Consider the following 26,066-nt stretch of genomic DNA (forward strand, 5'->3'; position numbering starts at 1 on the left):
GGACCTCAGTCCACAAACTCCGACTGCGTCTCGATGAAGTCCCAGTCCGCCGCCGTCAGCCCACCGCTGAGGTTGTCCGGATGGGGCCCGCCGGCCTCGGCAATGTGCTGCAGCACTTGCAACGGGAGTTCCTCGGAGCGCAGGTTTTCGCGCAGCCATTCCTTGCTGACCAGATTCAGGTCGAGCCACCACATGTAGATTTCCATCACGGACCGCCTTCCTTCGCGACCAGGACCGCCTTCCTTCGGATTAACCGTAGGCCCGGCCGAAAGGAGCTACAAGAGCGCAAACCGCGGGACTTGTGGGGAGCCCTGCACAGGGCCAATCTGTACGTAGGACCCGCACAACCCGGACACAAGGGATCCGCGATGGACTGTGACATCGAGCTGGAGATCGACACCGGCTCAGCACGCGGCGAATATACGGTGCACGTGGTCCGTGCTCCGGCGGGAGGGCACGCGTCGGGGATGTTTACCTTGGACGTGGATGGCATCATCGACCGCCTCCCGCAGCTCGAAGCCACCGTCCTTGCCTCCGCAGTGGCAGCCCGCCGCACCCTGCCCGTGGCTGAGGTGGCGGTCCGGGAAGTGGGCCAGCAACTCTTCCAGGCTCTCTTCACCCGCGAGGTTTATGGCACGTACAGGGCCAGCCTCGGCGCGGCACAGCATGCGGGCCAGCAGCTCAGGGTGGTCCTCAGGATCGCAGCCCCGGAGCTCGCAACCATGCCGTGGGAGACCCTTTTCGACCCGGAAACAGAGACTTACCTTTGCCAAACCGAGCCGCTCCTCCGCCATGTCCCGGCCCCGGACTACAACCAGAACCCGCTGGACGTGGCTCCTCCCCTGCGGATCCTCGGCATCGTCGCCTCGCCCCGTGACCTGCCGGCACTGGACGTCCACACAGAAAAGGACCACCTCAGCCGAGCGCTGGCCGGCCCGGTTTCGGAGGGTCGCGTGGAACTCGTCTGGTCGAAGAGCGGCACGTGGGACGACGTCCAGTCGATGCTGCTCGCCGGCCCCTGGCACGTGGTCCATTTCGTGGGCCACGGCGACTACGACTCCCGCACCGACGAGGGCCGAATAGCGCTGGTCGGGCACGACGGCCGCGCCGCCATGGTGCGCGCGGTCAGGCTCATGGCCTTGCTCAGTGTCGCTTCCCCGCGGCCACGGCTGGTGGTCCTGAATTCCTGCTCGTCCGGCGAAATGGGCCAATCCGACCTCTTCTCGGGCACGGCGTCATCCCTTGTCAGGAGTGGCATCGGCGCAGTTGCCGCCATGCAATTCGCCATCAGCGACTCCGCCGCGATCGCCTTCGCCCACGGCTTCTACGCCGCCATCGCCAACGGCCGTACTGTGGACGAGGCCGCCCGAGTCGGCCGCATCTCGGTCATGGCCAGTCCTGACGGCACCCTCGAATGGGTCACGCCGGCGCTCTACGTTCGCGGCGGATCCACGCAATTGTTCACGCTCAGGGGCACCCCGCGCGCACCCGCTTTCGTGGAAGGCCCGACGGCGGCACGCACCTCAAGCGCCCCGGCTGACGCTGCGGATCAAGGAACGACGGCGGCAGCCAGCTCGGGCGGTCAACCCGCCTTCGCCGTGGGAACCGCGGGCGGCACCCGGGAGCACGACAAGGCCGACACCGGCACAGCCCGTGCCGCGCAGGCCGATGCGGATCAGGCCCTGAAGCGCGCACAGCTCCGCGCCCTTTATGTCCAGGCGTCCGCGGAGTTGCGGGCACGGCGGTTCGAGCAAGCCGTCGAACTGTTCGAGGACCTCCTGACACTCGAGCCCGGCTACCGGGACGCGGCTGCGCTCCGGGATACCGCTCACGCCAGGTTGAACATGGCCCGCGCTTACCAAGGAGCCGTGGCCGCGGAAGAAGCCGGGGACTGGCTCGCTGCAGCCGACGGGTTCGCAATAGTCCAGGACGATCCTGCCTATCCTGACGCGGCAACCCGCAGGCAGGACTGCGAGCGCCGGCAGCGAATCGCGGACCTCCAAGGTGAGCTGCGCTATCACTCGTCCCTGGGCTCGTGGGAAGCAGTGGTCGATGTATCGAACGAGCTGGCTACCCTGGACCCCGAAGCTGCCGATCCGGAGGGACTCGTAAGCGGAGCGAAAGCCGAGATCGAGAAGGCCAAACCGCGGGAGGACGTTCGGGAACACGAACCGGCTCCCGAGGAAGAAGAGCCCCGCGGGTCCTACACCGCTGCGGCCCTTCCAGCCGAACCCCGGCGGCGGGACCCCAACCCGGCCACAGAGCGAAGCCAGGTACCGGCACCCGCTGACGTGCCGCCGTCGAACGCTAACGTGACCTCCGTGGCAACCCAGGCGAGCATGCCGCTGAAGTCGACACCGCTCGCGTGGGGTGGCGCCGCACTGGCGGCAGCGGGCGGCGTCGGGGCCGGCTTCGTAGTGTTCTTCATGTGGTTCGACGTGAACTATTGGCAGGACGACGGCGGCGACATCGTGGGCCGGATCCTTTACGGGCTGCTGGCCCCGCTCGGATACGTGCTACTGATGGTGGCGGGCCTGCCCGACCGCACTGCCCAAGGACGCCTGGCGATGACCGGCGTGGTGGTTTCCCAGGCGATTTTCGGCTTGGCCGGGCTGAACTACACGGTGGAAGTGGCCGCCGTCGTTGGCAGTTTCGCGGTGGCGGCCTTCGGTCTGTGGGCCGGCGTCCTCGCACTCCGGTCCCCCGCGCAACAAGCCCTGGCGTGGCTGGTGCTGCTGCCCACAGTGTTGCAACCCATCATCTGGATCCAAGGGAAAGGCGTGTTCATGGAAAGTTGGTACATGTCGCAGGCGCTTCCGTTGCTGCTGCATGTGTTGCTGATGTGCGGGGTGGGTATAGCGTTCATCCTGAACGCCCGTAAGTTGCGGCCGGCGTCCGCGGGGAGCGCGCCATGAGCCGCCTGGTTGAGTTCGCCACGGACGACGGCGGCACGGTAGTTGTGGAGGTGGCGAGCACTGCGGGGAGCTTGGTGACCAGGGGCGGCGACCATGCGGGCGACCATACCGGCGTGTTCGCGCGAGCACAGCAAACGTTCCAACGGGCGCTGGAACACGTGCGCCCGGCGGTGCAGGGGGTGATCGACGAGCTGCTGAGCCTGGAGAACCGTCCGGACGAAGTCAGTGTGGAGTTCGGCATCGACCTGCATGCCGAGGCCGGGGCGTTCATCGCGTCCGCGAGCACGGCATCCAACTTCAAGGTGCGGCTTACGTGGAACAAGCCCTCCGACGCCACCCCGCCCAACTAACCCCGCCCCGCCCAACTAACCCCGCCCCGCCCAACTAGGTCGCATTTAAGCGCGTTATGAGCCGTCAAAACGCGCACAACTGCGACTCAGTTGGGTGAGCACACAGCCTGTTCAAGCAACGGCTCCGGCGCAACAATAAGGGTATGGCTGCGGAGAATTTCAGCGGACGGATTCCCTTGGTTGTCGGTGTCTTGCCGGACCAGCATGTGGAGGTCCTGCAGACCGCCCGGACCCTCGCCGAGCAACTCGGCGTGCCGTTGGTGTGCGCGTACGTGGACGAGGCCAGTTACCTCGTGGAGTGGGATCCGTCGCGGGAAACACACCGCATGTCGCTGCATCCGGAGAAGGATGACGAGGACGTTGCGGCGGTTCGTGGAGATCTCGGCAAGCTGATTGCCGAAGCAATGGACGGCGGCACGGCGGACTGGACGCTGCGGCTACTTGCCGGTGATCCTGCCCGCGCCCTTGGCAGGCTCGCCGCGGATATCGACGCTTCCATGATCATCGTCGGAACACCGGAGCCCGGCCTGGGACACCGGATTTCCGAGGCTCTGAACGGTTCCGTCGCGGCGTGGTTGAGCCACCACCAGCGCCGGCCGGTACTCATTGTGCCCCAGCAGAAGAGGCCAGCGACGGCCCGGAAAAACTAAAGTGAAAGTACTTATTCAAGGTGGTGGCAATGCCGCGTTGCCCCACGTAGAGTGATTACAGCAGGACAGCGAAAGCCCCTGCTCAAAGGCCGCTCCGGAGTGCGTATCCCCCAATAACGCACTCTGGAGCTCTTTGTTTAAGCGCCTGTTTCAGCGCGGCACCGCCACCGCCCAGTACCCCCATCACCTTCTTTGACGCGAGAAAGGCCCCGAACACGCCCTTTTGCAAGGCGTGTCGGGGCCGTTCCGGTTTCAAAGTGGGTCGTGACGGTACGGGCCCGACGTCGGAACCCGGTTTGGGTGCCGCGAGGTCACCTGACGAACGTGTACAGCAGCGCCGCCATTCCGAAGCCCACGATGGACAACACTGTTTCCAGCACGGTCCACGTCTTGAGGGTGTCCTTGACCGACATGTTGAAGTATTTCGAAATGATCCAGAATCCGCCGTCGTTCACGTGGCTCGCGATGATGGAGCCCGAGGAAATTGCTACCACAATGAGGGCCAACTGCGGCTGCGAGTAGCCGGACGCCAGGCTCGGCGCGAGGATGCCGCCCGTGGTCACGATCGCCACGGTTGCCGAGCCCTGGGCGATGCGCATGCCCGCGCTGATCACAAAAGCCGAGAGGATGATCGGAAGGCCGGCCTGGGACAAAGTGTCTGCCACAGCCTTGCCAACACCCGTGGCGGAAAGAACTGCACCGAAGAACGCGCCGGCGCCAACAACCAGCAGGATCATGCCCACGGGACGCAGCGAAGAGCCGGTGATTTCGCTTAGCTCGGCGGAGGTCATGCCACGGCGGATGCCCAGCAGCCACATGGCCAGGAGCACGGCGACAGTCAGGGCAATCGCCGGGTTGCCGAAGAACTGGAGGACGTCGCGGAAAGGCCCTGCAGGAGCGAAGATGTTGCCGAAAGTACCGCCAAGGATGAGGATCATCGGCAGGCCGATGGTCAGCAGCACCAAACCGATGGACGGCTCGTGGCCCTTTGCTTCCTCGGACTCCGGCACGATCCTGTCCTCGGGAACGGAGACCATCACGCGCTTGCCTATCCAGGTGCCCCACAAGATACCGGAAGCGAACCATGCCGGGATGCCGCAGATGAGGCCCATCAGGATGATCCAGCCAAGATCCACATGGAACAGCCCGGCCGCAGCCACGGGCCCGGGGTGCGGAGGCAGGAACGCGTGCGTCACGGACAGGCCGGCCAGCAGGGGAAGCGCATAGAGAGCAAGGGATTTGCCGCCACGGATCGCCGCCACGTACACCAGCGGCGCCAGCACAAAGATGCCGATATCGAAAAACACCGGGATACCGAGCACGAAGCCCGTGATACCCATTGCCAGCGGAGTGCCCTTCTCGCCGAAAATCTTCACCAGCCTGCCCAGCAGCACTTCGGCACCACCGGATCGCTCCAGGATGGCGCCGAGAACGGTGCCCAGGCCGATGATCACGGTGATGTGGCCGAGGATGCCGGCGAAACCCTTTTCAATGAGGGCGTCGCTGCTCTTCGTGGCTGAACCCACCAAGGCCTCCACCGAGATCCCGCCTGCCAAGGCCACCAGCACACCGGTTCCGACCAGGGCGATGAACGGTTCGAGTTTGACCTTGATGATCAGGAACAGCAGGAGCGCAATGCCGGCGCCTGCCAGGAGCAGCAGGCCGGCGGTGTCATGGCGCAGCCAATCGAGGAATTCATTCATGACGTGCTTTCTGGGTAGGTCTACTTGAGGGTGCCGGTGAAGGCTGCGGCGCGCGCCGCGATGTCTGCCCAGTCGCCGGCCGCGACTGCCGCGGGCGGGACCACGCTGGTGCCGCAGCAGACTGCGGCAGCACCGGCGTCGAGGTAGCTCTTGGCGTTGGAAGCGTCGATGCCTCCCGAAGGCAGCAGCCGGATCCCCGGGTAGGGGCCCTGCAAATCCTTCAGGTACGCCGGTCCGAGCTGGCGGGCGGGGAAAATCTTGACTGCGGCGGAGCCAAGGTCGAGCGCCTGCGCCACTTCCGTGGGGGTCATCGCGCCGAGGCTGAACGGGACGCCCGCAGCTGACGCTACCGCCGCTACCTCGGGCCGAAGACCCGGCGTCACCAGGAACTGCGCTCCGGCGTCGATGGCTGCCCGGGCTTGGTCTGCGGTCATCACGGTACCGATTCCGACGGCGGCACCATGCTCCGCGGCGGTCTCCGCCGCGCGCTGGACGTGCTTGAGCACATCCGGGGTGGTGAACGTCAGCTCCACGCTGCGGATGCCGCCGTCGGCCAACGCCCGGCAAAGGTCTGCGGCGTCCGTGATGGACGGTGCGCGGACCACGGCCAAGGTGCGGTCGGCTTCGAGCTGCTGGACAAATTCTTCGGGGGTCATTGCATTCCTTCTCGGTTGAACCCGTCTTCCCGGGTGAGGCCGTCTGGCCGGCGACGCAGCGCCCGGCCGGCTCGTGCGCCGGTGGGCTGGCCGCCGTCGATCGCTGCCGTGCCGTTGACGAACACGTAGTGGACGCCGGTTGCGGCTTGGCGGGGATTTTCGAAAGTGGCTTCGTCGCGGATGGTCGCGGGGTCGAAAAGTACGACGTCGGCGGCGAACCCTTCGCGGACCAGTCCCCTGTTGTGGAGCTTGAGTCGAGCGGCGGGACGGCCCGTCAGGTGGTGGACGGTTTCCTCGAGGCTGAGGAGGCCGAGGTCGCGCGAGTAGTGGCCAAGGTAGCGGGGGAACGTGCCCCACGCCCGGGGATGTGGTTTGGCCCCGACCAGGAGCCCATCGCTTCCGCCGGTGTGCGAGGGGTGCTTCATGATGGCCTGCACGTTTTCTTCATGGCCGACGTGCTGCAGGATGCCGGTCCCGAGGCGGTCCTCGGTGAGGATCCGGGCGAACACGTCGAACGGTTCCTCCCCGGTTTCAGCGGCGATGTCCTTGATGGTCTTGCCCGCATAGCCTGCGAGCGAGGAGTTCTGCACACCGCTGATTTCCAAAGTTTCCCATTCCGCGACCACCCCGTGGCAGCCGTCCGAGCCGTAGATCTCCACGGCTTCCCGGATGCGGGCTTTCGTTGCCGGATCTGCCAAGCGCGCGAGGGTCGCCTCCGTTCCGCCGGACGACGCCCAGCTCGGGAGGATCGCGGAGAGCGTGGTGGCGCCGGGGAGGTAGGGATAAGTGTCCAAGGTGATGTCCACGCCTTGCCCCAGGGCTTCGTCTATAAGGTCCAGGAGTTCCCCCGCGCGGCCCTTGTTTTCGGCGAAGTTCATGGTGGCGTGGGAAAGATGCAGTGCGCATCCCGTGTCACGGCTGAGGCTGATCATTTCGGCGTAGGCATCCAGCGCACCCTTGCCGTACGAGCGGTGGTGCGGCGCGTAGAAGCCACCCAGTTCACCAACCACACGGCATAGCCCGGCGAGTTCTTCAGTCTGCGCGTACATTCCGGGCGTGTAGGTCAGGCCCGAGGACATGCCCACGGCGCCTTCCTCCATGGCCGAGCGGATAACGTCCTGCATCTGCTGCTGTTGCTCCGGCGTCGGGTCTCCTTCGGCGAAGCCCATCACGAGCGCCCGGACTGTGCCTTGCGGTACGAGGTACGCGGCGTTCGTGGCGATCCGGCCTGTGGTGCCGTCCGGGCCAACTTCGGGAGTATCCAGGCGGTCCAGGTATTCGGCAACCGTCCGCCAGTTCCAGTCGAAATCGGCCGGGTTGTCGTTCCAGCCGGCGATCTTCTCACGCACTCCGGCCAGCGTCGCATCGTCCACGGGCGCATAGGAGAGCCCGTCCTGGCCCAACAGTTCCGTGGTCACGCCTTGGCTGAGCTTGGCGTAATGGTCCCTGTTGACCAGCAGTTGCAGGTCCGAGTGCGCGTGCATGTCGATGAATCCCGGGCTGAGGACCAACCCCGTTGCGTCGATCACGCGGTCCGCGCCGGTGTCCGCCGGGGTGAGGGTACCGGCGTCGACGACGGCGGCAATCACCTGACCGTCCAACAGGACGTCCGCGGGGCGGCGGTCCGCTCCGGTTCCGTCCACCAAGGTGGCGTTGCTGATGAGGGTCTTCATGGTTGGTCCTAGAAGAAGGTGTGGATGAGGTCGACGACGGTCTGGTCGCCGTTGGTGTCGGCGAGGACGGGGATGACGGTCCACTTGTCGAAGGCGGTGCACGGGTGGGATAGGCCCAGCCGGACCACGTCGCCGGGGCGGACTGTGGTGGTTGCGGGGTCGAAGGTCATGAAGGCGTGCTGGTCGTTGACCGAGGTGATTGCTGCTCCGGCCAAGGGTTCCATGGGGCCGCCGAGCGTTGTCCCAATCAGTTGGGGCTCGGGGAGGCCTTCGTCGTACGGGAGGTCCCGTTTGCCGGCGTCGAGCAGTGCCAGGCCGGGCTCGGGCTGGGACACCACCCGCGCCCAACCGTGCATTCCGGGTTTGAAAGGCTGGTCTCCTTCGCGGGAGAACGGCGAGATTCCGCGGTAGAAGCCGTCGTCGTGGATGATGTAGGCACCGCTGCGGATCATGAGGTCCACGGCGGGCCCACCGGTTTCGGCGCCCGTGCTGATGCAGGGCGAAAGAACCGCGACCACATCGTCAAAGTAGGCGCTGCCACCGGCGGTGATGAACACGGAGCCGGAGCCGTACATCCCGCCGGCCAGCAGTTCCTCGTGAAGCAGCCGCATGTCGGCGAGGTAGCCGCGGACGGCGGCCAGGCCGGCGTCGTCCGCTGTGTGCGCGAGCGAGCCCTCATAGCCGCTGACACCCACCAGACGCAGGTGTTTCGCGTCGCTCATGGCGCGGGCAACGTCCATGGCGGCGTCCACGGAGCGGGCGCCGGTCCGCCCACCGGGGGCGCCGAGTTCCACCAGGACGTCCAGCACGGCGTCCGTGTCTTCGAGGGTGTTTTCGATCAACGCGACCGTGTCCGCCGAATCCACCCAGGACAAGACGGTGGTATCCGCGGGGGCGTCGGCAACCCACCGGATGGCGTGCGGATCCGTGAGGCTGTTTGCAAGCTGCACGTTCCGGACGCCGAATTCGCGGGCAACGCGAAGCTGCGCGAAATTGGCCAGCGTGATCCCCCACGCGCCGCGGTTGAGCTGCTCGGCCCACAGTTGCGGGGCCATCGTGGTCTTGCCGTGGGGCGCGAGCAATACGCCGTGTTCCCGGCACCACTCCGCCAAACGGTCTGCATTCGCGCGCAGGGCGGGTGCGTCGAGGGTGAGCAGCGGCGTCTGGAAATCGGCCAGCGCGGGCTTGCCGGCAAGGAACTCAGTGTGCGTGGTTCCGTTTGCGGTTGCCGGGACGGCTTTGTGTCGCCAGTCGAGTCGTAGATCTGACAAGCCGGCCACGGCGGGCGCTGAGATGGCTTCGGAAGTGTTCACGCGATCGATTCCCTTCGCGGTGCTGCGTTGTTGGAGCTGCGGGGTGCTGGAGCCTCTCGAAGCTACGTTGCGTATTTTGCAACGCTGGTTGCAAAGCTGCTGGTGATATGTCTAACATGGTGCCGGATCGAGAGTCAAGGCCGCGGCACGCCCGCAGAGGCCCTCAAACCGCCCCGGAACACTCCGTCCCGAGGCGCCGAAAATGCTGAAAAGCCTATTGGGTACGGGAGTTACATGCTGTCTGCTGTTTGTGTTGGCGAGACGATGGCCATGCTCACGCCCGTCCAGGCCGTCCCCCTCCACCAGGCCACCGAGCTGCACTTCGGCATCGGCGGTGCGGAGTCGAACGTAGCGATGGGTTTGGCAGCCATGGGACTGGACACGCACTGGATCAGCCGGGTAGGCCGCGACGGCTTCGGCACCCGCATTCTCAACGAGCTGCGGGACCACGGCGTGGGCGTCTCCGGCGTCGAAGTTGATCCCGCGCTGCCTACCGGCCTCTACGTGAAGGTCCCCGCCCTGGACTCAGACCCCGACGGCGGCAGTTCGGTTTTGTACTACCGGCAGGGTTCGGCGGCCTCGGCCATGGGACGTGCCTTCCTGGGCAATCCGGCTGTTGCTTCCCTGTTGGACAACGCCGCCCTCATTCACCTGAGTGGTATCACTGCAGCCCTCTCCACCGAGTGCCTCGAGTTGTTGGAAGCCCTCTTGGCCGAGCCCCGGAACGGCCGGATCATCAGCTTCGACGTCAACTGGCGGGCAGCCCTTTGGGAAGGCCAGGACCGCTCCATCCTGCAGCGCTTGGCGAACCTGGCCGACGTCGTACTTGTTGGAAAAGATGAAGCTGAGCACGCCTTCGGCACTACCGACGAAAGCGAACTGCGCCGCCTGATGCCGGACCCCGCGGTGCTGATCATCAAGAACGAGGCCATCAGCGCCATCTCGCTCGACCGAAGCGGCACCCGGGAAGAGGTGCCCGCACTCTCGGTCGCCGTCGTCGAGCCTGTTGGCGCGGGCGACTCGTTCGCCGCCGGCTACCTCAGCGGTATGCTGTTCGGGCTCGGGCAGAAAGCGAGCCTCCGGCGCGGGCATGTCGCTGCTGCCTGCACGCTCACCGTCCATGGCGACCGCGGCCCGCTTCCGCCCGCCGATCAGCTTGCCGCCATTCTGGATTCCTCCGATGATGACTGGGCTGCTATCCATGTTGAAGACGGACAATTCAACACCAACCGGAGCGTGACACGTTGAGCCAGAGCCTCCTGCGGGCAATCGACCTGCTCGCCGAACTCGCCGCGAAGCCAGCCACCTTGGACGAGCTCTCGTCCAAAGCGGCCGTGCACAAGACCACCGTGATGCGGCTCCTCCACGCCATGGAAGAGAAGCGCTTTGTGGTGCGGGACGAGGATCAGAGGTTCATGCTTGGCTCCAAGCTGTTCGAACTGTCGTCGCTTGCGCTGGAGCAGCGTGACATCCGCAAAGTCGCGCACCCGCACCTCGCCGAACTCAACGGCAAGACCGGACACACCGTGCACCTCGCCGAGTTTGAAGGGAACGAGGTGGTGTACATCGACAAATTCGAGTCGCACCACCCGGTCCGCATGTACTCGCGCATCGGCCTGACTGCGTCGCTGCACTCGGCCGCTGTGTCCAAAGTCCTCCTTGCCGACATGCCGCGCAGCCGGCAGGAAAAGATCGCAGCCGGACTGGACTACGTGAAAGTTACCGAGAATACCCTGACCACCCCGGACGCCTTACTGGCCGAACTGGAGCAGGTCAGGAAACAGGGTTGGGCCCACGACAACGCCGAACACGAAGCATTCGTGCACTGCATCGCGACCCCCATCCGCGACGCAAGCGGCGCCGTCGTAGCCGCAGCCTCCTGTTCCGTACCGGTAGTGATGCTCAGCTATGAAGGACTGCTAGAGCTGCTGCCCGACCTCAAAGCCAGCACCGAGGCCATCTCCCGCGACCTCGGCTGGATCAGCCACGAAAGGAACTCAGCATGAGTGAAAAGACCGTAGTACTGACCGAAAACGCCCCTGCTCCAGCGCACGTTTTCTCGCAGGGCATCAAGAAGGGCGGCATGTTCCAGGTTTCCGGCCAGGGCCCCATGGACCCCGCCACCAACCAGTACATCGGCGAGGGCGACGTCCGCGTCCAGACCCGTCGCACGCTGGAGAACGTCAAGGCCATCCTTGAAGCCGGCGGATCCTCCGTTGAGGATGTGCTCATGTTTCGCGTCTACCTCACCACGCGCGACGACTTCGCAGCGATGAACGAGGTCTACGGCGAATTCATCCGCGAGAACGTCCCCAGCGGCCAGCTGCCGAGCCGCACCACGGTGTTCGTGGACCTGCCGCACGAGGTCATGCTGGTGGAGATCGACGCCCTGGCCGTTACTGCGTAGCATATTCGTTTGCGCCACGCTAACGGGCTGGCGACGCCCACATCCAGGTGTCGCCAGCCCGTTTTTGCGTCCCCCACGGATTTGGGTGTCATGCTCGACGGCGGCAATTCAGGTGAGTGCCGCCGTCGGGGGTTTAAGGGTGGTTGGTTTGGGGAGGTGTGCCGCCACGACCTACTTTGCTCCGACGCAGGCGGTGGCACGCCGTATTCCACGGCATGTTGCTGGCCGCCTGAGCTCAAAGTGGGTCGTGGAGGAACAGCCTGCTAGGCACGCCGGGTTGTCAAGGTTGGTGGAACGGCCGGAACCCTCTGCCTCTTGGCGTAGACCCTGGCCCTTTGGCTGGACAGTGCCAAGAGAACAAGGATGTCGGTGGCGAGGCCTGCCAGGCCGGCTTCGAGGGTGATGCTGGTAGCCCCGGTGGAAGCATCGATTGCCTGGACAATGATCGAGACCGAGCTGAGTGCCATCGCGATCACACGGGCCGCGTTGCTGCCCAGGAAAATCCGCCACGCAAGGAACACCTCGCCCAGCCCAAAGACCAGGACGATGATCGCCACGAAGGTGACTGCCGCCGTCGTGCTTTGTGGGTCGGCTGGAGCGTCACCCAAGGTGATGTCGGCGAGTTCACCGGAGGAGGTCAACAGGGTGACCGCCAAGGACAACGCTGCCACCGCCCTGACGACGACCAGGGCGGCGCCCATCATGGTCGGGGCGGGCCTTCGGTCACGGCTGTCCGTTTGGGCGGTTGGTTGATCGGCGGGGACGGGAACCTGGCGGGCGTCGATGATGGGGAGGTCGCCGTCGGTGGAAATCGAGTCGCCGCCGCCGTTACGGGAGTGGTAACCAGTGGAAAAGTCCTCAATGACATGCACGGACACGGCAGGCTCCGCCGCGGTTACTGTCCGAACGATGTGATCGCGTTCCACATCAGTGTTCTGCTCGATTTTGTGCGTGATCTGGAGGGTGAAGAGGGAGAGGCCGACGCTGCGGTCGTAGGTTCCCGCGGCCAGCCAATCCACTTTATGTCCGCCGGGCAACATCCAGCCTTCGGGGCAGCGCCAAAAGCGTACATGGTGCCGTTTGCCGGGGTTGCTGTCCACTTCCTGCTGGTACGCGAAGTCCTGTTGACGGTCGAACAGGTGGAGCGGGCTCACCGGCGCCTCCGGGTAGCTGCGCTTGAAGATCGTTGAACTGATGATGCGGCGGCTGCTGCCCAAGGTGACGTCGTCCGCTTTGGTCCAGCCGGCGGCGCGCATGATCGCGTGGATTTGGGGTTCGGTACCCAACAGCGCGACGTTCACCGGATCGCCGAGGAGACCGTCGCTGGTGCGGGCCCGGCCGATGAAGTAGCCCGGAACGTAGATGGTGGTCAGGATCCGATGGAGCCTTGGGAGCAGGAGGTACGCAAGGAAAGCCCAGAAGACAACGTAGAACCACACCTGGCCCCAGCCCAACTGAAAACTTTCGCCCACCAACAGGAACGCGAGCCACACCGCCGCCGCGCCACCCAGGACGAAGAACACGTGGTCCAGCCGGGTGTCGGTCACTTCCTTGCTCGGCGCCTTGTACATGTAGCTCCCCCTTGTGCTTCTTAAGCTTCGGGGTTGCGGCGGGGGTTGTACATGGGTTGGGTGGTACGTGGGGTGGCGGCGTTCGGGGCAGGGGTGCGGCGCCGGTTTGCATGTCATACTCGTCCCGTGGCCGGGACCTACTCATTCAACGCAGAACTGTGGCTGTACCCGGGGGAAGCCGGCTGGCATTTCATCACGCTGCCGGCAGAGGTGGCTGACAGCATCCGGGAACAAACAAGATCGCACCGCCGTGGCTTCGGCTCGGTCAAGGTCTCGGCAGAAATCTCCGGATGCAGCTGGCCCACGTCGCTCTTTCCCGACGCCGGGACCGGATCTTACCTGCTGCCGGTCAAGAAATCCGTCAGGGCGCGCGCGGGCATTCAGGCCGGAGACACGGTGCACGTCGTCCTGGACGTTTCCGAGGAATCTTGAGGGCGACGAGGCTGGTTCATTGGCGTTCCTCGGCGCCGACGCGGTGATCGCCCCACGATTCAGCCCGCAAAAGCACCAAGCCGGCCGGCGACGCGGAGTTTGTCGTGCTCGATGAGCCATCGCAGGGATTCATGGATGGCTTGTTCCGGCTCGTACCGAGGCGCGTAGCCAAGCAGTGACTTGGCTTTCTCGATGCTGAAGCAGTGGTTGCGGGATAGATGGTTCCAACTGGACTCCGCGAAATCCGCCGTAGTTTCCCGGCGGAACTCTTCCCAGCTAACCGTTTCAAGGTTTGGCGACTGGCCGAACCAGGACGCGGCAATCCCGACATAGCCGCGAACCGTCAACGCAGTGGGAGCAACAATGTTGAAGTCCTCCCCGGCCGCCGCTTCCCGATGCTCGATGGCCCGCTCGAACGCCTGTGCGACATCGTCGGCGTGCACGTGATGCATCAGCTCTGCACCGCTCCCCGGCACGCGCAACGGCTGCCCGGACGAGAGCGTCTGCCAAACGGCGGGATCAAGGTTTCCCAGCGGCCCAATCGGAAGCCACCCCGGTCCAACAATGTGTCCCGGGTGCAGGGACGTGGTGGGCAGCCCGCCCGACGCCGTTTCTTCCTTCAGCATCCGGGCGATGTCGCCTTTCTGGATGCCATACTCATCCTTCGGCGCGGCCGCCGCATCTGAGCCCTCCGAGATTGGAAGCTTCAGGCTGGCGCCATATCGCCATATCGAACCGCAATGCAGCAGGTGCCCGACCTCACCGCGAAGACGACGGACCAGCGCGCTTGCGGACTCAAACGTGAAGCAGACCAGGTCAACCACGACGTCGGCACCCAGTTCCGCGACCCGGTCACCAAAAGTGCCCTCCCGGTCCTCCTGCTCCCGGTCCGCAATGACCTGCCGGACCTGCTGCCACTCGGGCGGATCCGTATAGGGCGCGCTGGTTCCCCGGCTGATGTTGATGACTTCATGACCGGCACGAATCAGCCGCGGGACGAGGAATGAGCCGACGTGACCGCTGCCGCCGATGACAACAATGCGCATGGTTCCAAGGTACGGCGTGTTTCTTTTGCAGCTAAGGCCGCGGCACACACGATCATCCTCGGACAAGCTGTGCTCTTCGGCAGATTGTGGCTTGTGCTTTAAAGGCGTGGTTGTCTCCGCCGTCATCGCGGGCTATGAGGAACCGTCCCTCGTTGCCATGCATGGCAAGGAGCGCCGCGATTACCGTCACAGCGTTCCCCGGGTTATGGCCACGGCAACGAACTTGATACTCGCCAAGACCCGGTGATGGAAAGCGCGCCTTCTTGCCAGCTTGACGGAATATCCATTATCGGCGTTCTGTGCGGGCCCTCATTTAGACGAGAGAATCGCTCGCGCACTACAAGACCCGAGGAAGGCATGACCAACACGACACAGCTCATCCGCCGCGTAACAGCCCGCGACGTAGCCACCCTTGACGATCTACTAGGTTCGGCAGTCGAGGGCCTCATTCCCGATGCCTTTCACTCAACCAGGGCATCCGGGTAACTCGAATCAACCCTGGCGACTTTCTCGTGGAAAGCGCCCCCGATCTTCCCTGCGGCTACACAATCTACGAGCCCTACTAGAATTGGGCGCTAAGGACGGAGTCTAAACGTAGTCGGAAAACGATGCCGGCGCTTTCGTCCTTGTGCGCGCACCTTCTCGCCTCTCTCAGCCAGCACAACTCCTACCAGAAGCAATGTTGCTGCATATTCCAGACCGTATGGGCCTTGCCCGACCACAGAAGTACACCCAAACCTGACGTCAAAGGCTTCTGAAGTGGGAGGGCTTTACCATGCGTTCGAGACCCTCATCGATTCTGGACGTCGATCGCTGTGACAACGAGTGTCGTGGCATCGAGGCAGAGTTATCATGTCCAATTCCTTGAACGTTGCCGATTTACGGAGGGCCCCGAGAACAAGGAGCAGTTCATCGTCAAAGGCTGGGATGGCCCGCGGATTCAAGCCCGTTGCCAAGGACCCGGTTCGTTAGGTCAGCTTCCGGCCGGTGGGAGATGGTTTGCGGAGGGCTCTCACTGCCAATGCCGTTTCTTCTTCGATGAGTCCGGCGTTGATTGCTGTGGCTGCGGTTGTTCCCTCCGCAGCCGCTACGATCACCTGGGCGGCGAGGTTTGAGATATTGCCGGCGACGTAGACACCGTCCACTGATGTGGCTCCCGTCGGATCAGCTTCGATGAAATGACCTGCGCCTAGTGGGTGTTCCGCTACTTGCAGGCCGAGGGGCTCTAGTAGGTTGGCACGCGCTTCCATCCGGGTGGCGACGGCCAGAGCCTGCAGTTCGAACCGGGTTCCGTCGCTCAGAGTCACGCCGGTCAGGAGACCGGTTTCGTTGTCCACCGACTCCACCACTCCTTCAACCACGCGCACGGACCTCGCGGCTAGCCGGGCCATCTCATCCTCTGTTGGGGCCACCGTGTCGTTGAGGAAAAGGGTGATGTCGTCGGACCATTGGCGGAACAGGAACGTCTGATGAACAGACATGGGGCCGGTTCCCAGTACGCCAATTTGTTGGTGCCTTATCTCGTAACCGTGGCAGTAGGGGCAGTGCACTACGCCTTTGCCCCACTGCTCCTGCAGGCCTGTAATGTTAGGCAATCTATCGGCCAGACCTGTTGTGAGGAGCAGACGGCGCCCGGTCACGCGCCGTCCGTCTCCGAGCCCGACTTCAAACCCATTAGTTGTAGGCCTGAGCGATACCGCCTCTGCCCGAACAACAGTAGCGCCGTAAGACTCCGCCTCGATTCGCCCCGCAGCCTGCAGCGCAAGCGGATTCATGCCTTCCCTTGTCAGGTAACCATGCACGCCATCGGCTGGCGCGTTACGAGGCTCACCGGAATCCACGACGAGGACCGTGCGAAGCGCACGCCCGAGCGTTACGGCCGCGCTGAGACCCGCAACGCCTCCACCCACCACGACGACGTCGTATCCAGCCTTCAGTGGTTTAACTGCCTGTCCCAATTCTGAACTCCTTCTGTTATCCGAACGGCACCAGCATCAAACAATTGGTCGACCATAAGCAAACTTTTTTGCCGATACGGCAAGATAGGGTATCGAAGAATTCGTGCTGTACTGGACGCCGCCAGACCGCCGGGGCCCAGCACAGCGCAATCTCTCCTTTGCGAGTTGTCGGCCGTTTTCGGCTTTTCACTTCAGTCACGCATTCGCGTCCATGGTCGGGGCGGGCTGACAACGTGCCGCTGGTCATGCGGGCCGGCCGTGGAAAATTCTCAGGTATCTTCCGGACGCAGCCGGAACACGTTGTGCTCATCAAGGTCGAGGAGCCGGCGTTCGAATGCGTCCGTTTGAATCCAGAAGATGCCTAGTTCTGGTGCAATGGTCTCCACATATCCACGCCAGAGGAGATGCCTCTTTCCGTAAACTTCAACCCGGTCTCCAGGGCTGAGTGCTGAGAGGAATTTGATACCGAGCATTGCAAACTGCGCTTCCTTCCTTGGTCTCGCCTTAGGGCTTCGTTTTGATCACCCGGTTGTGGCCCCCGGAGCTTGAATTTGCAACGCAAGACCTCCCAGCGCCTATATTTCTGGGTTCCTCTGGAAGGCGAACGGTGACGACTTGCCAAGACACTAGTGCAGTGAGGTATTTGAACCACTGTCTGCCGATTCCTTCAATGCGATTTGGGTGCTCGGATCGTGGCCGCCGGGGATCCGTGCCAGCGGATGGCGGGTCTATCGTGCGAAGTCCTCAACGGCGCAGTAGTCCATGTCGTACCCGAACCGGCGGGGTCCCGCCAATTCGATGCCTGCTGCTGTGCGCCAGTGCGGGTCGGAGGGAAGGCCTATGACTGCTACGCGGTATCCGTAGCGGATCGCCTCGACGGGGATCGGCTCTCCGCTGTCTAGCTCCATGGCCATGATGAGATCAGGGCTGGTGGCGACGACCTTGTTGTTTAATTCGGCAGCAAGGTTCTCGTTCTGGAAGTGCAGCGTCATTCGGGAGGATGTATCGGAATCCAGCCCACTGAGATGGGCCTTCCCCACTGTCCAGCCACGTTCATTCCGCCGTTCGACTTCTTCAACTTTTCCTGTGAAAAGAAGTACGCCGGCTTGTTTGGCCAATACTGCGTCTACCGGGGAGGCGTGCTGAGCGCGAGCCTGGCGGATAGTGGCTCCCAACTCGGCTGCCAGGGTCACGGCTCCTCGTACGAGACGTTGTTTGGCTTCTGCTCCTGTCATTGGATACAGGGCCATGGCTGTTTGCGCCCCGCTGGCCAGTGCGGCGGCTCTTCCGTACGCCTCAGACCACTTGTTGGACGTTGACTCCAGGTACATGGTGTTGCCATGTTCATCGACCATGACCATGGGTGTACAGGATCCCCCATACAGGGTTGGCGTGACCATTTCCAGGGCGGGAAATGCTCTGCCCATTCCATCAGCATCTACAACCGGGATGCCTGCTGGAGCGGCGGCAGCAAACGGAGTAACCGCGTTGAGTCCTCCCGCTTCAGCAGGGCAGACATAGTCAAAGGCCAGACCAGTCAGTCGTTCAAGTGCCGGCACCACACGGGCGTATTCGGCTGAGCGGGGCAGCTTCTCGATCATCACCCCTGGAGCACCCATTCCAGCTACGAATACCAAATTGGCGTCGTCAGGAACTTCTTCGAGTTCCACAAGGGGCACGGGTCCGTGTTTCCGGATGGCGTCCCGGGCAAGGAGCATCCCCACGTATGGGTCACCGCCGCCTCCGGAGCCCAGAACTGTGGAACCGAGGGTGATGTCACCCAGCGCATGTTCGTCAATAAGGCGCATTGTTTAGTGTCCTTCCAATACTGCGATTTGGTTCAAGAAGGGTCCGACAGCCTTCACTCGCACTTGAACGGCTGATCCGCCTGGGAGGTGGGTGAGCGGCACATCCTCGGCCTCAATGATTCGCACAGACTGCGGATCTGCTCCTGCAGCAACTGCTCGCGTCATGGCCTCTGTCTTGGCTTGTTGTAGGACAGCAGATCGGTTGGTGCCTTCCAAGGCATAAACTCGATCAACCTCACCGCCTGCTTCTGCATAGGCGGCGCCGACGGCGTTGGCTACACCAGCGTTCTCAGGGATTATGAGTGCGTCCAGTCCTGGCACCGCAGCAAGCAGCGGCGCGCCGCCCCCTACAGCGATTATCGGCGTGTCCTTACCGGAGAGTTTCGCCCTTTCGATGGCTTGAACCAGACGCTCACTGGCGGTGTCCAGTACCCTTTGAATGGTTTCTTGGGAAATACTTGCGACGGCTTGGGGAACACCGATGCCTCTGACACCTGCTGCTACGGCGATATCGGTAAAGGTGAGGGTAGAGCCTCCAAAAACGAGAGCTTCGTTGCGAATCCGGTATCCTACGCTTTCGGGGCCGATTTCTTCACCGTTGGCGGAAATCGTGGTGCCGCCTCCTAGCGCGAGGGAAAGTACGTCAGGGATACGGAAGTTATTACGTACCCCGGCCATGCTGATGGCAACCGTTGACTCACGTGGGAATCCGTGTTGAAGGAGGCCAACGTCGGATGTGGTGCCTCCAACGTCCACCACCACCCCATCTTTGATTCCTGTTAGGAGGGCCGCTCCCCGCATTGAATTTGTGGGTCCGGACGCAATCGTAAAGATGGGGAACATTCGTGCTCGGTCAAGGTCCATGACCGTGCCATCATTTTGTGAAAGCAGTATAGGGGCCGAAATACCCACACCGGCGATGACGCGTTCCAGTCCGTCGATCACCCGGTCTGCCAATCCCAAGAGAGCCGCGTTCAGAATCGTTGCGTTTTCACGTTCCAGCAGACCTACACGCCCAATAAGTGCGGATCGGGTAACGGTAGCGCCGGGGAGCCAGGTTTTCAAGAGCGCTTCAGCCTGGAGCTCAATTTCGGGATTAACGACTGAAAAGACTGAGCTCAGAGCGATGTGGCGGATGCCTTTGGATTTGATATCGTCTGCAGCGCTCTTAAGCGCTTCCTCGTCCAGGTCGTTCAGTGCGGCACCGTTGAACTGGGAGCCCCCGGCGCACACATAGACATGTCCGCCCACCGCTGCCCGCAGCCGATCTGGCCAGTCAACCATTGGAAGCAGGGTCTGAGGCGGGGTAGCAAGTCGGATTGCTGCTACCGGTTCAAGGTCTTTTGCCTGGGTGATTGCATTAATAAAATGAGTGGTTCCGATGAAAACCGAAGATACGGCGGCCGGGTCGGCCTCCCCGAGTACCTCTCTAAGGGCGTTCAAAATGCCGCTCGTGACATCGTCCGTGGTGCTTGACTTGGTGGCTGCAATGACGCGGTCCCCGTCCAGGACGACTGCGTCAGTGTTGGTTCCACCTACGTCGATTCCAATGCGTAAAGGCATGGCGCTTCTTTCTGTCTAGTTATTGTTGCCCGCTCAGTCTTTGCGGGTGCGGTCCAATGCAACGGCGGCAATCAACACCAGCCCGGAGGCTGTTCCCTGCCAGAATGAACTCACCCCTGCGGCGTAAAGAATTGAATTGAGCACGCCAAGGAAAAGCACGCCGAAGAGCGTGCGCGTGGCACTGCCGAAACCTCCGGAAAAGCGGGTTCCACCCAGCAAAACGGCACTCAATGCAGCCATCTCCATGCCGGTTCCGGCGGTCGTTTGGGCTGAACCCAGAGAACCTACCGTGAGCAACCCGGCAAAAGCCGCAGTACCGGCGCTGATGCAGAATGCGATGATGGTGACCCGTGCCGAGGGTATACCTGCCAGGCGGGCAGCCTCGGGGCTGGATCCTACTGCGTAAAGCGCCCTCCCGTAACCTGTGCAGCGAAGTACGACTACAGAAACGGCATAGACAATGACCGCGACGAATACAAGGTTGGGAACTGGACCGATCCGTCCGGTCGCCAGTGCCTCCATGACGGGCATCGAGACGGTTTTGCTTTGTCCCTCCAGCAACACCTGGGCTTGGCTGCGGAGGATGGAAAAGCTACCAAGCGTGACGATGAGAAAAGAGATCCTGAGCCGCGCTACCAGCAGTCCATGGACGTAGCCGATCAAGCATCCCAGCACCAACGCCGCAACGGCGGCTATGAGCGGATGCCACCCGTCCAGGATTAGGATGCCCATCACGGCGCCCGAAAGCCCAACCATTGAGCCTACGGACAAGTCAACTCCCCGGCCAATGACTACGAAGGTTTCCCCGACTGCGACGATAAGCAGGATTGACGAGAATGTGAGGATGTTGAGCAGGTTTCCCGCTGTACCGAAGGAAGGGAATGACGTCATCCCGAAGACGATCAGTGCCAGAAGGGCCAGCGGTAGTACCAGATCGGTCAGCTGGGAGTTCAACGAACGTGCCCGGGAGAGTGATACGCCGGCCGTTTTCATATCCATATCGAGCTTGGTCATGTCATTGGTTCCGTCCATGCTGGGGCGTTCTCTATGACGCCGGAGGCCAGAGCAACCAGCCGGGAATAGCTGGCCTGGGGGGTTTCTTGGCTGACAATCCGCCCGTCTGCCATAACGTAAAGGCGGTCGCAGAGCTCCTGAAGTTCTTCGAAGTCAGAGCTGGCGACGAGCACGGCTCCTCCCCGGGAGGCGTAGCCTCGAAGCGTAGCGTGAATCGCGCCACGTCCGACGCGGTCAACACCTTGGGTGGGCTCGTCGGCGACAAGCAAGGCCGGTTCGTTCATTAGCTCCCGCGCCACGATTACTCGTTGAGCGTTTCCGCCGCTGAGCGCAGTTACATCCACTGTTAAGGATGGTGACTTGACGCCGTAATCCCTGAGGACCGCGTTTGTCCGCAAACGGCTGGGCGAGGATCCAAGGAATTTGCTCATCGAGTTTTGGACCAGATCGCCAATTTCGATGTTTTTTGCGACTGAAAGGGTCGGAAAGATCCCTTCGGCGAGTCTGTCTTCAGGGATGTATGCGATTCCGCTCCGGCGGCATCGCCCGGCAGTGGAAGGCAGCGGCGACCCTTGAAAATAGACTCCCTGCCGTCCGCCTTGCACCCCGGCTACGAGCTTGCACAATCGAGTCCTGCCGCTGCCTGCCATTCCTACGAGTCCGACAATTTCACCGGACCGCACTGAAAGGTCCGGGATGTCCAGTCCGGAGTGCGCACGGGTCGTTCTGAGGCTAAGGAGAGCGCGTCCGGTTGGTGCTGCTTTCCGCTGTTCTTGCTGAGCTGGGGTTGCCACGCTACGTCCGGCGGCCAGGGTATCCACAATTTCCTCAACTGACACCTCGCCGACTGGGCGGTCCAGAACCAGTCGCCCGTCCACCAGGACCGCGACTCGTGTGGCCAGACGAACAATGTCCCGTAGTCGGTGACTGACAAGGACAACCGCTCCCCCTGCCTCGCGCACCTGCCGCGTGGCCGATTCCACCAGAGCAACACCTTGCTCTCCGAGGACGGCAGTTGGTTCGTCCAGGGCGAGAACTCGGGGCTGGGCAAGCATCCCGCGTTCCAGTGCAAGAACTGCCCGGTCCGCCTTTCGCAGTTCATCCACAGGGCGTAAGGGGTCCACATGAGGCAGGACGGACCTGACCCTGTCCTTGGCGGAAGCTCTTGCCGCCCGGTCAGGTGCTGCTCCTGTCAGTCTGCACTGCCCCAGCAACAGGTTTTCCCAGGCTGTGAGTGTTGGTGCCATCATTGGTTCTTGGGGAACGAGGACAATGCCACGGGCCAAAGCATCAGCGGGGCTGGCCAGTTCCACGACGCCGTCACTATCAACAACGGCCCCGTCGCTGGGCTTCCGCTGCCCGGTAAGGACGCTCAGGAGAGTTGTCTTACCGGAACCGTTGGCGCCTACGATGGCAAGGACGTCTCCGGCGTTGACGCTCAAATTCACCTGGTTCAGCGCACGTGAGCCGGAATACTCCACAGTGGCGTTTTGAAGGCCTATCAGAGTGGTCATGGGAGATCAGCCCATAGGGATGGTTCGGTAGTTCAGCTGTTGGTCATATGGCTTCCACGAACCGGCGTTCTCGGGGGTGATCAGGCACTTTGAGGTGTCGGGGCCAGCGATCTGCTCGGAATTTGAGTACTTCCTGCTGCCCTTCAGTTGGTCCACTACTGCTTGACCGAGCGACTGTCCAAACTGGATTGGCTGGAGGTCGCAGGTAGCCAGAAGGTCGCCTGACTTGACGGCAGCAACAGCGTCCGCGGTCCCATTCCGGCTGGTGAATTTGACGTCGGCGCCGGCCTGCTTGGCAGCAGCTATGGCACCGATGGCGGAGTCGTCATTGTAAGCAAAAACCCCCTGTACCTTGGGGAAGCGCTGCAGGATGCCCTGCATAACCTTCTTGCCTCCGTCGGCATTGTCGTCGAGGTTTCGCTGTTGTTCCACATCACCTACGATTTTTACGCCTGCCTCCTGGAATGCACTGAGAGCGCCCTGCTCCAAGGCTTTGACGTTGGGGGTGGCCGGGCCACCAAGTATCGCTACCTCAGCGCCTGCCGGAAGGCGTTCAGCGAGATACTTCGCGCTGACGTAGCCGTTGTTGTCGTCGTTTAGGGGTATATAGGCGCTCACGTCGAATTCTGGCTTACCGAAAGATGCGAATACAGGGATGCCTGCATCCATCGCCTGACTGATTTGGGGCCGCGAAGCGGAAGGGTCAAGCACGAAGTAGGCCACGGCATCCGGACTCGACGCCAGCGCCCTGGTCAACGCCTGGGATTGAACAGAAAGATCGATCGCTCCGGTGTTCGAGTCCACGGCGAGGGACCGTGTCATCTTGATGCCATTCTTGGTGAGGGTGTCGTAGAAGCCCTGAGCGATGGCACTGGCCATGGGGTTTGAATCCATAACGTCGGCATACCAGACCGTTTTAGTCTCGCCAGAAGCAGACGTGCCTGTTGAGCCTGAGCTGCAGGCACTGAGGCTTAGAACGGCGGCGCCAAGGGCCGCGAGTGTTGTTAATGTGGGTCGTTTCATGCGTTTGAACTGCTTTCGGTTTTGATATGGGGTGACTTCGGACAGGAAAGACTCAAGCGCGGCAGTGCCTGCAAGCGGAGATACCCACTAGGCGGGCAGACGGTGAATTCCGAGGGGGCAGGCCTGGGCACGCTCGGCGTGCCCAGAGCTTGCAAGCCGTTGGCCAGAGCGGCCTTGCCGGCCAACCCTTTCGGATGTCCCGCTCCGGAGTGCCGTTCATGAGGTTGGTGCTGACTTTGGATAGGTCTCGAATTCGTCGGTCCACGAGGTGTCTTCTCCCTCAACTGACCAATAGAGCTCCCGAATCCATGCTGCACGGGAGTTTTCGATCTTGGCGAAGGTTAGGACCTCGATCTTGTACCGCCCGGTCTTTCCGCCCGGTCCAGCGACAGTATGGTCGGCGGCGAAGTACTCGCCATCGAAGCTGGCATGACGGACTTCAACTTCGATCTCGTTGACGTCCGGAAGTGAGCGGACGAACTCGCAGTGGTGTCCCAGCATTGCCCTGTCGATGATTCGGTCAAAGTCCTGCCTCCAGAAATCCGGGGTCGTGAACTTTTCCAGATCCTCCTCTACCTGATTGCCGGTCTTGCCCATGACAAGTTCATTTAGAAAGTCCTCCCACCACGCTGTGGGTGTTTTGCCGTTGAGTAAGGCCACTGTGTTTCTCCCATCGCCAAGTACGGACCTTTGTGAGGCACGCCTCAAAAGTACTATTGATTAGACCTTTAAGAGCGCTGCAGCGTCAAGGCTTCTTGTAACGGCGCGAAAAAGATGGGAGTTGTGCACGCTGAGGGCTAGCGCTTTGAGTCACAAAACGTATAATTGATAGCACTTAGAACTTTTCGAGCGATGGAGTGAGAAGTGAAGCCGGTTGTGGAGAAGCGGTACAGGGTAGGTCTGGACGTGGGTGGGACAAACACTGACGCTGTCCTGATGTCGGGAAGCGAGGTTATCTCCTGGGTGAAGACCAGGACGTCCCGGAACGTGGATGAGGGAATCGTCGCTGCACTGACGGAACTGCTGGAGGATACGGCTGTCAGCCATTCCTCGATTGAGGCCGTCATGATAGGTACCACGCACTTCACCAATGCCCTTGTTGAGCGTTCTCATCTGTCGCGTGTGGCGGCGATCAGAATCTGCCTCCCAGCCAATACCAGCATTCCGGTCGCCGGCGGATGGCCCCATGACATGCTGGATGCCGTGCAGCTCGCCCCGTACCTGATCCATGGAGGCTCAAATTTCAATGGGCAGCCGATCAGCGACGTTGACTTAAGCGAAGTGGTGTCCATCGCGGAGTCCATAAAGGCCAAGGGGATCTCGAATATCGCCCTGTGCGCCCCCTTCTCCCCGGTGTCACCCGAGGCGGAACTACAGGTGGCAAAGTTGCTCCACGAACTCATTCCTGTCGCGTCGATATCCCTCTCCCACGAGATTGGCCGGCTCGGGCTGCTGGAGCGGGAGAGCGCAACGATCATCAACGCTGCGCTTACGGACCTCGCCGGCCGCACATTTTCACGCTTCCGTTCCGCGCTCTCCCTCGCCGAAATCCACGCGCCATTGTTTATTAGCCAGAATGATGGCACCGTCATGAGCGCCGAGTACGCAACCAAGTACCCCGTGCGGACTCTCGCCTCCGGTCCGACGAACAGCATGCGCGGTGCAGCATTTCTTTCGGGACTCGACGATGCGGTTGTGGTGGATGTCGGCGGAACAACAGCGGACGCCGGCACTTTGGTCCGGGGCTTTCCCCGGGAAGCGGCGGCGGAACTGAATGTGGAGGGAATTCGTACCAACTTCAGGATGCCCGACGTCCTATCGGTAGGCATTGGCGGAGGCAGTCTGATCACGAAGGGGCCAGAGGACGGGGTCACCGTAGGCCCAAGGTCAGTCGGATATGAAATCAGCAGCAAGGCACTCATCTTCGGGGGAACAGAAGTCACGGCCACAGACGTGGCAGTCGCCGCCGGCATCGCCGCCGTGGGTGATGCTTCCAAAGTTGCCGGACTCGATAAAGATTTCGTTCAATCCTCCGTCGAGGACTGGCACGAGAGAATCGACTCGCTAATCGCTGTGGTGAGGGGATCTGCAGAGCCCTTGCCGGTGATCCTCGTAGGCGGAGGGTCACTGATTGTCGACCCTTACCGGTTGCGCGAGCCATCCCACTGTGTCGTTCCCGACTACTTCCAGGTCGCTAATGCTGTGGGCGCAGCAATCCCCCAAGTGTCCGGCGAAATCGACCGCGTTGTCGCTCTGGGCGTAGATCGAGAGGCCACTGTCGAGACCTGTCGGCAGGCCGCGATCTCCACAGCAATCGCTGCGGGGGCTGATCCGGCAAGTATCCAGATTGTGGAAGAAGACGTCATCACGTTGAACTACCTCACCGAAAGCGCAGCGCGCATCCGAATCAGGGCCGTCGGAGCTGTGCCAATGGACGCGTACGCTGACCTGCGTGTCGCTCCGTAATGAA

At 62.3% G+C, this 26,066-nt stretch carries 24 protein-coding genes; 9 read left to right on the forward strand and 15 right to left on the reverse strand.

The features are described from left to right. Positions 1–5: 5 nt before the first annotated feature. On the reverse strand, positions 6–206 hold the full coding sequence (locus AB0N65_RS11085; RefSeq protein ID WP_364161304.1) for a hypothetical protein: 201 nt from the start codon (positions 204–206) through the stop codon (positions 6–8). A 162-nt stretch (positions 207–368) separates the two neighbouring features. On the opposite strand from AB0N65_RS11085, the gene AB0N65_RS11090 reads away from it, so the two are divergent. The 3 genes from AB0N65_RS11090 (at position 369) to AB0N65_RS11100 (ending at position 3,915) form a co-directional block, all read left to right on the forward strand. Then, entirely contained in the window at positions 369–2,915 is a 2,547-nt protein-coding gene (locus AB0N65_RS11090) for a CHAT domain-containing protein (RefSeq protein WP_364161080.1), read from the forward strand. Next, positions 2,912–3,265, forward strand: a complete 354-nt coding sequence (locus AB0N65_RS11095; protein ID WP_364161082.1) for a CU044_2847 family protein — start codon at positions 2,912–2,914, stop codon at positions 3,263–3,265. The genes AB0N65_RS11090 and AB0N65_RS11095 overlap by 4 nt, the downstream gene beginning before the upstream one ends. A gap of 143 nt (positions 3,266–3,408) precedes the next feature. After that, positions 3,409–3,915: a universal stress protein gene (locus AB0N65_RS11100; RefSeq protein ID WP_364161084.1), complete on the forward strand. Its 507-nt coding sequence runs from the start codon at positions 3,409–3,411 to the stop codon at positions 3,913–3,915. A gap of 311 nt (positions 3,916–4,226) precedes the next feature. On the opposite strand, the gene AB0N65_RS11105 is transcribed toward AB0N65_RS11100, so the two are convergent. From AB0N65_RS11105 to AB0N65_RS11120, 4 genes are read right to left on the reverse strand one after another with little or no spacing between them, the layout of a single operon-like run. Further along, positions 4,227–5,618: a gluconate:H+ symporter gene (locus AB0N65_RS11105; RefSeq protein WP_364161086.1), complete on the reverse strand. Its 1,392-nt coding sequence runs from the start codon at positions 5,616–5,618 to the stop codon at positions 4,227–4,229. Positions 5,619–5,638: 20 nt separating this feature from the next. Continuing rightward, positions 5,639–6,274: a bifunctional 4-hydroxy-2-oxoglutarate aldolase/2-dehydro-3-deoxy-phosphogluconate aldolase gene (locus AB0N65_RS11110; RefSeq protein ID WP_364161088.1), complete on the reverse strand. Its 636-nt coding sequence runs from the start codon at positions 6,272–6,274 to the stop codon at positions 5,639–5,641. Beyond that, positions 6,271–7,947, reverse strand: coding sequence for a D-aminoacylase (locus AB0N65_RS11115; RefSeq protein WP_364161090.1), 1,677 nt, complete (start codon positions 7,945–7,947; stop codon positions 6,271–6,273). The genes AB0N65_RS11110 and AB0N65_RS11115 overlap by 4 nt, the downstream gene beginning before the upstream one ends. Positions 7,948–7,955: 8 nt before the next feature. Beyond that, positions 7,956–9,260, reverse strand: a complete 1,305-nt coding sequence (locus AB0N65_RS11120; RefSeq protein WP_364161092.1) for an alanine racemase — start codon at positions 9,258–9,260, stop codon at positions 7,956–7,958. Positions 9,261–9,494: 234 nt separating this feature from the next. Between AB0N65_RS11120 and AB0N65_RS11125 the strand changes: the two genes are divergently transcribed. The 3 genes from AB0N65_RS11125 to AB0N65_RS11135 are packed head-to-tail and all read left to right on the forward strand — an operon-like array spanning position 9,495 to position 11,667. Next, positions 9,495–10,508, forward strand: a complete 1,014-nt coding sequence (locus tag AB0N65_RS11125) for a sugar kinase (RefSeq protein ID WP_364161094.1) — start codon at positions 9,495–9,497, stop codon at positions 10,506–10,508. Next, positions 10,505–11,266, forward strand: coding sequence for an IclR family transcriptional regulator (locus AB0N65_RS11130; protein WP_364161096.1), 762 nt, complete (start codon positions 10,505–10,507; stop codon positions 11,264–11,266). Before AB0N65_RS11125 ends, AB0N65_RS11130 begins: the two co-directional genes overlap by 4 nt. Next, on the forward strand, positions 11,263–11,667 hold the full coding sequence (locus tag AB0N65_RS11135; protein WP_017197328.1) for a Rid family hydrolase: 405 nt from the start codon (positions 11,263–11,265) through the stop codon (positions 11,665–11,667). The genes AB0N65_RS11130 and AB0N65_RS11135 overlap by 4 nt, the downstream gene beginning before the upstream one ends. 263 nt (positions 11,668–11,930) lie before the next feature. Here the strand turns inward: AB0N65_RS11135 and AB0N65_RS11140 are convergent, their stop codons facing one another. Continuing rightward, the gene (locus AB0N65_RS11140; protein ID WP_364161099.1) at positions 11,931–13,238 is read right to left on the reverse strand and encodes an LssY C-terminal domain-containing protein; all 1,308 of its coding nucleotides are present in this window, start codon (positions 13,236–13,238) and stop codon (positions 11,931–11,933) included. 126 nt (positions 13,239–13,364) lie between these two features. On the opposite strand from AB0N65_RS11140, the gene AB0N65_RS11145 reads away from it, so the two are divergent. Then, a complete protein-coding gene (locus AB0N65_RS11145) occupies positions 13,365–13,670 on the forward strand; it encodes a DUF1905 domain-containing protein (protein WP_364161101.1) in 306 nt (101 codons plus the stop codon). Between the two features lie 59 nt (positions 13,671–13,729). Here the strand turns inward: AB0N65_RS11145 and AB0N65_RS11150 are convergent, their stop codons facing one another. Next, positions 13,730–14,716, reverse strand: coding sequence for an NAD(P)-dependent oxidoreductase (locus AB0N65_RS11150; RefSeq protein ID WP_364161103.1), 987 nt, complete (start codon positions 14,714–14,716; stop codon positions 13,730–13,732). Between the two features lie 357 nt (positions 14,717–15,073). On the opposite strand from AB0N65_RS11150, the gene AB0N65_RS11155 reads away from it, so the two are divergent. Further along, positions 15,074–15,202 (forward strand): hypothetical protein, encoded by a 129-nt coding sequence (locus AB0N65_RS11155; protein ID WP_364161105.1) that lies wholly within the window; start codon positions 15,074–15,076, stop codon positions 15,200–15,202. A 482-nt stretch (positions 15,203–15,684) separates the two neighbouring features. Here AB0N65_RS11155 and AB0N65_RS11160 read toward each other — a convergent pair whose 3' ends face one another. The 8 genes from AB0N65_RS11160 to AB0N65_RS11195 form a co-directional block, all read right to left on the reverse strand. After that, positions 15,685–16,629, reverse strand: coding sequence for an NAD(P)/FAD-dependent oxidoreductase (locus AB0N65_RS11160; protein ID WP_364161306.1), 945 nt, complete (start codon positions 16,627–16,629; stop codon positions 15,685–15,687). Between the two features lie 314 nt (positions 16,630–16,943). Continuing rightward, on the reverse strand, positions 16,944–17,147 hold the full coding sequence (locus AB0N65_RS11165) for a hypothetical protein (RefSeq protein ID WP_364161107.1): 204 nt from the start codon (positions 17,145–17,147) through the stop codon (positions 16,944–16,946). Positions 17,148–17,402: 255 nt separating this feature from the next. Beyond that, on the reverse strand, positions 17,403–18,482 hold the full coding sequence (locus AB0N65_RS11170; RefSeq protein WP_364161109.1) for a DUF917 domain-containing protein: 1,080 nt from the start codon (positions 18,480–18,482) through the stop codon (positions 17,403–17,405). Between the two features lie 3 nt (positions 18,483–18,485). After that, positions 18,486–20,045, reverse strand: a complete 1,560-nt coding sequence (locus AB0N65_RS11175) for a hydantoinase/oxoprolinase family protein (RefSeq protein ID WP_364161111.1) — start codon at positions 20,043–20,045, stop codon at positions 18,486–18,488. Positions 20,046–20,078: 33 nt separating this feature from the next. Then, the gene (locus tag AB0N65_RS11180) at positions 20,079–21,059 is read right to left on the reverse strand and encodes an ABC transporter permease (protein ID WP_364161113.1); all 981 of its coding nucleotides are present in this window, start codon (positions 21,057–21,059) and stop codon (positions 20,079–20,081) included. Further along, positions 21,056–22,573: a sugar ABC transporter ATP-binding protein gene (locus AB0N65_RS11185; protein WP_364161115.1), complete on the reverse strand. Its 1,518-nt coding sequence runs from the start codon at positions 22,571–22,573 to the stop codon at positions 21,056–21,058. Before AB0N65_RS11185 ends, AB0N65_RS11180 begins: the two co-directional genes overlap by 4 nt. A 6-nt stretch (positions 22,574–22,579) precedes the next feature. Beyond that, positions 22,580–23,452 carry a sugar ABC transporter substrate-binding protein gene (locus AB0N65_RS11190; protein WP_364161117.1) on the reverse strand — a complete coding sequence of 291 codons (873 nt, stop codon included), beginning with the start codon at positions 23,450–23,452 and terminating at the stop codon, positions 22,580–22,582. Between the two features lie 360 nt (positions 23,453–23,812). Further along, a complete protein-coding gene (locus tag AB0N65_RS11195) occupies positions 23,813–24,256 on the reverse strand; it encodes a hypothetical protein (protein ID WP_364161119.1) in 444 nt (147 codons plus the stop codon). A 204-nt stretch (positions 24,257–24,460) separates the two neighbouring features. Here AB0N65_RS11195 and AB0N65_RS11200 point away from each other — a divergent pair, with 204 nt between their 5' ends. After that, positions 24,461–26,062 (forward strand): hydantoinase/oxoprolinase family protein, encoded by a 1,602-nt coding sequence (locus AB0N65_RS11200; RefSeq protein WP_364161121.1) that lies wholly within the window; start codon positions 24,461–24,463, stop codon positions 26,060–26,062. Positions 26,063–26,066 lie beyond the last annotated feature (4 nt).

The sequence above is a fragment of the Paenarthrobacter sp. NPDC089322 genome (assembly GCF_040684895.1).
Lineage (GTDB): Bacteria > Actinomycetota > Actinomycetes > Actinomycetales > Micrococcaceae > Arthrobacter.

Coding starts and splice junctions, on each gene's coding strand:
- AB0N65_RS11105 (WP_364161086.1), bottom strand. CDS start 5,618: ATGAATGAATTCCTCGATTGGCTGCGCCATGACACCGCCGGCCTGCTG.
- AB0N65_RS11095 (WP_364161082.1), top strand. CDS start 2,912: ATGAGCCGCCTGGTTGAGTTCGCCACGGACGACGGCGGCACGGTAGTT.
- AB0N65_RS11100 (WP_364161084.1), top strand. CDS start 3,409: ATGGCTGCGGAGAATTTCAGCGGACGGATTCCCTTGGTTGTCGGTGTC.
- AB0N65_RS11110 (WP_364161088.1), bottom strand. CDS start 6,274: ATGACCCCCGAAGAATTTGTCCAGCAGCTCGAAGCCGACCGCACCTTG.
- AB0N65_RS11135 (WP_017197328.1), top strand. CDS start 11,263: ATGAGTGAAAAGACCGTAGTACTGACCGAAAACGCCCCTGCTCCAGCG.
- AB0N65_RS11165 (WP_364161107.1), bottom strand. CDS start 17,147: ATGCTCGGTATCAAATTCCTCTCAGCACTCAGCCCTGGAGACCGGGTT.
- AB0N65_RS11185 (WP_364161115.1), bottom strand. CDS start 22,573: ATGACCACTCTGATAGGCCTTCAAAACGCCACTGTGGAGTATTCCGGC.
- AB0N65_RS11175 (WP_364161111.1), bottom strand. CDS start 20,045: ATGCCTTTACGCATTGGAATCGACGTAGGTGGAACCAACACTGACGCA.
- AB0N65_RS11140 (WP_364161099.1), bottom strand. CDS start 13,238: ATGTACAAGGCGCCGAGCAAGGAAGTGACCGACACCCGGCTGGACCAC.
- AB0N65_RS11150 (WP_364161103.1), bottom strand. CDS start 14,716: ATGCGCATTGTTGTCATCGGCGGCAGCGGTCACGTCGGCTCATTCCTC.
- AB0N65_RS11115 (WP_364161090.1), bottom strand. CDS start 7,947: ATGAAGACCCTCATCAGCAACGCCACCTTGGTGGACGGAACCGGAGCG.
- AB0N65_RS11155 (WP_364161105.1), top strand. CDS start 15,074: ATGACCAACACGACACAGCTCATCCGCCGCGTAACAGCCCGCGACGTA.
- AB0N65_RS11190 (WP_364161117.1), bottom strand. CDS start 23,452: ATGGCCAGTGCCATCGCTCAGGGCTTCTACGACACCCTCACCAAGAAT.
- AB0N65_RS11085 (WP_364161304.1), bottom strand. CDS start 206: ATGGAAATCTACATGTGGTGGCTCGACCTGAATCTGGTCAGCAAGGAA.
- AB0N65_RS11170 (WP_364161109.1), bottom strand. CDS start 18,482: ATGCGCCTTATTGACGAACATGCGCTGGGTGACATCACCCTCGGTTCC.
- AB0N65_RS11180 (WP_364161113.1), bottom strand. CDS start 21,059: ATGACCAAGCTCGATATGGATATGAAAACGGCCGGCGTATCACTCTCC.
- AB0N65_RS11090 (WP_364161080.1), top strand. CDS start 369: ATGGACTGTGACATCGAGCTGGAGATCGACACCGGCTCAGCACGCGGC.
- AB0N65_RS11125 (WP_364161094.1), top strand. CDS start 9,495: ATGCTGTCTGCTGTTTGTGTTGGCGAGACGATGGCCATGCTCACGCCC.